Source organism: Kitasatospora sp. LaBMicrA B282 (assembly GCF_050325825.1).
Taxonomy (GTDB): domain Bacteria; phylum Actinomycetota; class Actinomycetes; order Streptomycetales; family Streptomycetaceae; genus Kitasatospora.
The window spans coordinates 1-6,765 of sequence record NZ_JBNQTI010000088.1 but is presented as its reverse complement, the minus strand read 5'-3'; the positions used below and the strand labels follow the sequence as shown (position 1 = coordinate 6,765).

The window sequence follows — 6,765 nt, the reverse complement described above, 5'->3', positions numbered from 1 at the left end:
GGCGGGGTTCCTCGGGTGTACTGCGGCGGAGCTGGTGAACGGGCGGGCGGGACGGCGGCAGCGGCTACATGCTGCCCGCCGCGTCCGAGGCGTCCTGGTCGGCGCTGTCGAAGAGGTCCGCGGTGCCCTGGCCGTGGTAGCCGACCGCCGTCATCTTGTCCCGGAGGTCGCCGATCAGCTGCGTGAGGTCCTTGGTCGGCTTGTCGATCTGGGCGTGGTACTGCTTCCCGGTGTCGTCGTTGCCGGCGGCCTGCTTGTTGCGCTCGTTGATGTCCTGGACCCGGGTGTTGATCCGGTCCAGCAGGGTCGACATGTCGTCGAAGTGGGTGAACGACTTCTTCAGCCCGTCGAGCTTCTGCAGCTGCTCAGCCATTGAACTCCTCCTGCTTCCTGCGGTTCCGCTTCGCCTCGTCCTCGGCGAAGCCCGGCCGCATCGCCCGCAGCGGGGTGAGCAGCTCCTCCAGCTGCGCGTCGGCGCCGCCGACCATCGTCTGCCGCAGCATGTCGCCCAGGCCCTGGAAGTTGCGCATGGTCGAGGTGACCTTCTCCCCCATCTGCGCGCGGGCCGCGTTGAGCACGTCGGTCAGCACCCGGCCGAGCTGGGCCGGTGCCATCTCGCGGTAGTCGTCGGTGTGGAAGGTGATCGACATCACCTGGCCCTGCGGACCGACCACTGCGGTGACCAGCCGGTCCTTGGAGGTGACCGAGGCGGTGGCGGCCTGCAGCTCCAGCTGGGCCTCCTGCATCCGGGCGCGGTGCTCCTGCAGGCCCGCCATCGCCTGCTGCAGCTGGTCGGCGAACGGGGATTCCATCGCGTGCCTCTCTCCGTGCGACGGGCGCCGGACCTGGTTCTGCGGTCCGGCGCCCTGGGGGTCGTCAGGTGGTACGTACCGGTGCGACGCGCGGGTTCACCTGGCCGCCCGAACCCCCGCGGGCCCCGCCGGGCCTCAGCGGCCGATCACCCCGCTGACCGCACCGGTCTCGGTGCCCCAGACCTCCTCGTCCTCGGCGAGCCAGGTGGTGCGCTGGCGCTCCTTGCCCTGCTGACCGGCCCCCGCGCCGGCCCCGGCACCGGCACCCATCGGCGGCATCATCGGCTCGCCGGCGCTGCTGGTGTTGACCGAGCGGCCCATCATCTCGGCCTCGTCGGCGGCGGACAGCCCGCCCGCCTCCTGCTCGGCCGCGGTGGCCGCCTCCTCGGCCGCCGGGTCGGCCATCGGGTCGCCGCTGTTCTCCAGCGCCTGGTCGCTCATCCCGGCCCGGGTGCTGACGAACCGGCCGAGCCCGCCGGCCCCGCCGCCACCGCCGCCGATCGGCGCCAGCCCCGAGCCGAGGCCGGCGCCGAGGCCGCCGCTGGTGCCGCTCAGCACGCTCGAGTCGAAGCCGGGGGTGAGCAGGCCGGGGCCGTCCCAGCTCGGCGAGCTGCCGCCGGGGCGCAGCAGCCCGGGCCCGTTGAACAGCGCCTGCTCGTCGGCCAGCTGCTGCGCGGTGGCGGAGATCGGCTTGCCGTCCGGGCCGAGGATGGTGCCGTCGGGACCGATGGTGTCGCCCTTGGGGAGCACCACGGGGTTGCCGTTGGCGTCCAGCACCGGGTTGCCGTTCTTGTCCACCACCGTGCCGTCCGGGCGGACGGTCGAGCCCGCCGGGACCTTGGCGCTGCCGTCCGGGCCGGCGGTGAGCCCGCTGCCGCCCATGCCGCTGCCCATCCCGGTGCCCGGGCCGATGGGGGGCAGCGTGGTGGTCCCGCCCGGTCCGGTGCCGGTGCCGGAGCCGGTGCCCATCCCGGTGCCCGGGCCGATGGGGGGCACGGTCATCTTGGAGTCGGGCCCCATCCCGCCCTGGCCGGAGCCCGCGCCGATGCTCGGCGGCGGGGTGGTCGACGTGTCGCTGCTGCCGCCCGGACCGCTGGTGTCGCTCGACGAGTTCGGGTTGTTGAGGGGGTTGTTGGGGTCGTTCAGCGGGTTGTTCGGGTCGTTCAGGGGGTTGTTGGGGTCGCCGGGGTTGGGCGTGGTCGGCTGCGGCGGGGTGAACGAGACCGGCAGCAGGCCGCGGGAGAAGAGGCTGCTGGTGTCGCCGTAGGACTGGCTGAGCGTGTTCATCGTCTGGACCGCGGGACCGTCCATCATGGTCACGACGTTCTGGATCCACAGCGCCTTGGCGTTGGCCTGCAGCCGGTCGAAGAAGTCCGGGGTGCTGGGGTCGCCGAGGGTCGGGCTGCTGATCTTGATGCTCGGCGCGCCCTGGCTCTTGACGCCGTGGTAGTAGCTGGTCGAGCCCGGGGTGACGGTGACCGTGGCACCGGCCATGCCGTTCAGCATCGCGTCGTGCACGGCGTTGACCGGCCAGGCCAGCCGGCTGTTGAACCAGTTCAGGTGGATGGAGTTCAGCCCGAGCGTGGCGGTGCCGAGCGCCGCCCGGTTCGCCGCCAGCTTGTCGGCGTAACCGCCGTCGGCCAGCTGGGTCCCGATCTTGTCCAGCATGCTGTTGAACGAGCCGAGGACGGCCTTGAACTCGCCGGCCGCGCTGCCCTGCCAGTCGCTGCCGGAGGTGTTGATCCCGTCCATCCAGCTCTTGATGGTGGGCTGCCAGGTGTGCATGAAGTTGACGGTGCCGACGAGCGCGTCGTGCCCGGCGTCGAAGCTCCAGACGCTGGTGGTGTCGTTCTGGTTCGGCCAGGAGTTCAGCGGGTCCAGGATGTTCTGCGGCTCCTCGGTGGCGAACTTGGCCAGCGGCCCGTCCCCGTTGTTGCCCCAGTTGTTCCAGTCCATGTTGGCGCCGATCACCCAGCTCCACGGACGGCCGAGACCGTCCTGGTAGTTGTAGGACCACCACACGTCGTAGTTGGCGCTCTGCGCGTAGCCGCTGTGGCTGTCGAAGCCCGTCGCGGCGAACCAGGTCGCGGTGCTGTTGCTGGCGATGTCGTTGCGACTGGTGATGGTGGTCTGGGTGGTGGACGCGAAGGACACCAGGGCGTCCTCCCAGGTCGCGATTCCCATGGGCGTCGTGCTCCCGGATTCGTTGGGCCGGCGGGCGGGTCGAGGGGACGGGCCGGGGCGCCGGACGGGCCGCGGGGGGAGCGGTCCGTCCGGCGCCGGTGGCCGCTAGGCCTTCGGCGGCGGGTTGCTGGGCAGGTTGTTGATCCCGTTGAGCACGTCGGTGAGGACCTTCATCATGTCCGCGGCGCTGAGCGCCTCGTCCGCTCCGTTGGTCAGGGTCGAGTCCACCGTCTTCAGGTCCAGCTGGAACATGCCGGCTTCGGTGATCAGGCTCTGGACCATCCCGTCCAGCTGCGTGCACAGGCTCTTGAAGTCGGCCTGCAGCTGCTGGGCGGCGTCCAGCGTCTTGCCGCCGCCGAGCAGCTTGCTGTACTGCCCCGGGCCCGGCCCGGTGCCGCTCCCGTTGCCCTGGCTGAACCCCTGGACCGCCTTCAGCGACGCATCGTTGCGCAGGGCGTCCAGCAGCTGCTTGATCTGGTTGTTGGCGAAGTCCTTCAGATACGTTTCGGTGATCTTCAGGGTGTCGCCACCACCGCCATCGGTCGTGTCATCCGTGGCCATGTCCGCTCACCTCCTCCTCTCCGGTCGCACCACTCGGGTGTTCCGGTGCGTGCCGACGGGTCAGCTGGTCTGCGCGGCGGCGGTGGCGTCGGCCCGGCGCAGCAGCTCGTGCATGTCGCCCAGGGTGCTGGCGGCCTGGTTGATGTCGTCGGTCATCTGGCCGTCGGCGTTGGCCAGCTGGGTGAAGAAGTTGCCGGCCGCGGTGGCCAGGTCACCCTCGAGGACCTGCTGGCAGGCCTGCACGGCCTGGATGCACTCCTCCATCGCCGCGTGCATCGCGTTGCTGGCCTGGATCAGCTCGTCCTTGGCGTTGTCGATCGGCGTGTGGTTGAGCGAGATGTCAGCCATGGTTGGCCCTTTCCGTGGGTCGGTGCGAAGTCGGGTGCTGGGATCAGGGGTTGAGCGTGTTGACGACGTCCTGCGCGGCCGGCGGCAGGGTCATGAAGCTCTGCGCGGTGTGCACCGCCTCGTCGTGGGCGCTGTCGATCATCTTGTGGCCGGCGGTCAGCTTCTCGACGAGGTCCGAGTAGTCCTTGCCGAGCCGCTGGTACTGGTCCTGCCAGTCGGCCATCTTCGTCAGGTAGGTCTGGCTGCACTGGGCGCGGAAGTTGTTCTCGATCATCTCGCTGATCGACAGCACGGTCTGGCCCGCGCGCTGCATGGCCTCGATCCGGCCCTCCAGCGTGGCCAGCTGCTGCTGGACGACGGCATCCGTTGTCTGGAGGTTGGGAGTGGTCACCGGGGGTCCCTTCATCGGCACGAAATCATGGGTGCGGCACGGGCCGCGTGAGGCCAGTCGATCCCTCGCTCCGTGGAACGGCCCGCACCTGACCGGGGGTTCAGCCCCCGGCGGCGGCCCCGCGGACGGCACCCGGACGGCACCCGGACGACGCGCGGGCCCCGGCGTCCAGGACGCCGGGGCCCGTTGCGGGTGCTGCTCAGCAGCCGACCTTGGCGGCCGGCGGGACCACCACGCCGCCGCCGGCCAGCAGCGCCGGGTCCAGGCTCGGCCCGGACGGCAGCAGCGCGAGCAGCCCCTCCGGCACCGCCGCCGGCACGCTCGCGCCGTACCCGAGCTGCTTGACCACCGCGGCCGAAGCCAGCGGGTACTTCACCCCGCCGTCGCTCACCAGGTACACCGTCGCGCCGGTGCCCGCCCCCGACAGCGCCCGGACCAGCGCCCCGCCGCCGGGCCGCACCGCGATCCGGTCGGCCGCGGTGCAGGAGGGCTGCACGCCCGGCTGGACGGCCGGCGGCTGCCCGCCGATCGCGGCCGCGTCCAGCACCGACACCGCGGTGACCGGCGCGCCCGCCGAGGCCTGCACGTCCGCGCAGACCGCCTGCCCCTGACCCGGCGTCACCAGGGTCGGCGGCTGGTCCGGCAGGCCCGGCGCCGCCCACCTGGCCGCGTCCGCGGCGGGGGCGCCGTGCGCGGCCAGGTCGTCCGGGCCGATCGCCGCCGGCTGCACGGCCGCGCCCGCGTAGGCGATCCGCTGGGTCTGCGGGTCGCCGCTCAGCAGCGCGAAGGCGGTCCCGCCCAGCGGCACCAGGCCGGTGGCGGTCAGCAGGTAGTGGTCACCGCGCGGGCCGGTGAAGAGCTGGCCGATCCGGGACGGCTGCCCGGCCAGCTGGGGGCCGGCCGAGCCCTGCCCGTCGACCGCCGGGGCGGCCAGGTCGGGGCCGGCCGCCAGCGTGTCGAGGAAGGCCGCGGTCACCGGGTAGGGCGTGGCGGCCGCGTAGCCGAGCGCCTGCACCGCGCCGCCCTTGGTGTCCAGGCGCAGCCGCTGGCCGTGCCAGAGCAGGTACTGGGTGTTGTCCGGGGCCACGATCAGCAGCCCCTGGTCACCGGCGAGCCGGGTGCCCTCCTGGGCCGGGCCGACCGCCAGGGTGAGCTGCGGCGCCGCGCCGCCGGTGGCGGTGGGCTGCACGACCGCGCAGGACAGCCAGGGCGAGTTGACCAGGTCGGCCGGGGTCGGCAGGCTGTCGGGCGCACCGACGATGCCGATCGGCGCGCCGCGCGGGGTGCCGGCCAGCGAGCTCTCGCTCACCTGGTCGACCGCCATCTGATCGCCCGCCAGCAGCTTGGCGCTGGTCTCGTTGGGCACCGGGTGCAGGGCGCCGTTCAGGTAGAGGAAGCGCGCCCCGGTCTCGTCGACCATCACCAGGGTGCCGGGCTTGCGCCACCCGGTGGCCCCGCCGGGGACCACCACCCCGTACAGGGTGACGCCGAGCGCGATCAGCGCGCCCAGGATCATCCCGATCACGGTGCCGCGCGAGGTGCGGCCGACCGGGGTGTCCGGCGCGTCCGGCTCGCCGCGCAGCATGCCGGTGGCGAGCCTGCTCATCACGAACAGGTGCGCCTGCACCTGGTCGCGCTTGGACTGCATGTCGTCTTCTCCTCAGGGGCGGTGGCTGGCGGGCGTCCGATGGGCGCGGTCAGCCGGAGACGGCCCGCAGGACGTGGTAGAGGCCGACGACGTCGAGCGCCAGCGGGAGCACGGCGATCGCCGTCAGGGTGTGCAGCAGGTCCGCGGCCCGGCCCCAGTAGGGCAGCAGCCGGCGGCCGGGGACGGTCCAGGCGACCATGGCCAGCACCGCGGCCAGCAGCAGCAGACCGGCCAGCAGCAGCGGGCGGCGGGCGGCGGACAGGTGCAGCGCCAGGTGGGCGGTGGGCAGCACCAGGCCGTAGGCGCCGGGCAGCAGCATCGCCAGCCGCTGCGGGATGCTGCCGATCGCCCGGCCGTGCAGCAGGAGCAGCACCGCGAGGGTGCAGACCATGGTGAGCGCCGCCCAGCCGCGGGCCAGGCCGAGCAGGGTCAGGCAGCCGACCAGGGTGACGCCGAGCGCCAGGTAGAAGGCCGTCAGGTACCCGTCGGCCACGGTCGCGCGGTCCAGCACGTTGCGGCTGGGGAACGGGTCGATGTTCTCCTGCAGCTCCTCGGCGTTGCGCGGCAGCGCCGGCAGCCGCAGGCCGGAGAGCCGGAACGAGACCGCCGGGACGAAGGCGCCGACCATCACCGCGAGGACCGCGAGCACCGCCGCCGTGCCGTCCGGCGACACCCCGCCCAGCACCAGGCCGCCGGCCGCCACCACCAGCAGCGCGACCAGCAACAGGCCGAGGAAGAGCGGCGCCGCGCAGGCCACCGCGGCCAGCGCGAGCACCGCCGCGCCGGCGGCCGCCGAGCCGCCGGCCAGCAGCCGGGCGCCC

The 6,765-nt window shown here is 73.1% G+C and carries 8 protein-coding genes; all 8 read right to left on the bottom strand.

The window, feature by feature from the left end; translation table 11 throughout:
* Nucleotides 1–64: 64 nt before the first annotated feature.
* Complete coding sequence (locus tag ACQRUO_RS23240; protein WP_428317963.1) at nucleotides 65–373, bottom strand: hypothetical protein; 309 nt, start codon at nucleotides 371–373, stop codon at nucleotides 65–67.
* Nucleotides 366–812, bottom strand: coding sequence for a YbaB/EbfC family nucleoid-associated protein (locus ACQRUO_RS23235; RefSeq protein WP_428317962.1), 447 nt, complete (start codon nucleotides 810–812; stop codon nucleotides 366–368). Before ACQRUO_RS23235 ends, ACQRUO_RS23240 begins: the two co-directional genes overlap by 8 nt.
* Nucleotides 813–947: 135 nt before the next feature.
* Entirely contained in the window at nucleotides 948–2,996 is a 2,049-nt protein-coding gene (locus ACQRUO_RS23230; RefSeq protein ID WP_428317961.1) for a hypothetical protein, read from the bottom strand.
* A gap of 105 nt (nucleotides 2,997–3,101) precedes the next feature.
* A complete protein-coding gene (locus ACQRUO_RS23225; protein ID WP_428317960.1) occupies nucleotides 3,102–3,557 on the bottom strand; it encodes a hypothetical protein in 456 nt (151 codons plus the stop codon).
* 60 nt (nucleotides 3,558–3,617) lie between these two features.
* Nucleotides 3,618–3,905 carry a hypothetical protein gene (locus ACQRUO_RS23220; protein ID WP_428317959.1) on the bottom strand — a complete coding sequence of 96 codons (288 nt, stop codon included), beginning with the start codon at nucleotides 3,903–3,905 and terminating at the stop codon, nucleotides 3,618–3,620.
* A gap of 43 nt (nucleotides 3,906–3,948) precedes the next feature.
* Complete coding sequence (locus ACQRUO_RS23215) at nucleotides 3,949–4,296, bottom strand: hypothetical protein (protein ID WP_428317958.1); 348 nt, start codon at nucleotides 4,294–4,296, stop codon at nucleotides 3,949–3,951.
* A 199-nt stretch (nucleotides 4,297–4,495) separates the two neighbouring features.
* Nucleotides 4,496–5,944, bottom strand: a complete 1,449-nt coding sequence (gene eccB / locus ACQRUO_RS23210; RefSeq protein WP_428317957.1) for a type VII secretion protein EccB — start codon at nucleotides 5,942–5,944, stop codon at nucleotides 4,496–4,498.
* A gap of 49 nt (nucleotides 5,945–5,993) precedes the next feature.
* The coding region (gene eccD, locus ACQRUO_RS23205; RefSeq protein ID WP_428317956.1) for a type VII secretion integral membrane protein EccD at nucleotides 5,994–6,765 on the bottom strand (772 nt) is incomplete at its 5' end.

Excerpts from the sequence above, each read along its gene's own strand:
- ACQRUO_RS23240 (WP_428317963.1), bottom strand. The coding sequence starts at position 373 with ATGGCTGAGCAGCTGCAGAAGCTCGACGGGCTGAAGAAGTCGTTCACC.
- ACQRUO_RS23235 (WP_428317962.1), bottom strand. The coding sequence starts at position 812 with ATGGAATCCCCGTTCGCCGACCAGCTGCAGCAGGCGATGGCGGGCCTG.
- ACQRUO_RS23230 (WP_428317961.1), bottom strand. The coding sequence starts at position 2,996 with ATGGGAATCGCGACCTGGGAGGACGCCCTGGTGTCCTTCGCGTCCACC.
- ACQRUO_RS23225 (WP_428317960.1), bottom strand. The coding sequence starts at position 3,557 with ATGGCCACGGATGACACGACCGATGGCGGTGGTGGCGACACCCTGAAG.
- ACQRUO_RS23220 (WP_428317959.1), bottom strand. The coding sequence starts at position 3,905 with ATGGCTGACATCTCGCTCAACCACACGCCGATCGACAACGCCAAGGAC.
- eccB (WP_428317957.1), bottom strand. The coding sequence starts at position 5,944 with ATGCAGTCCAAGCGCGACCAGGTGCAGGCGCACCTGTTCGTGATGAGC.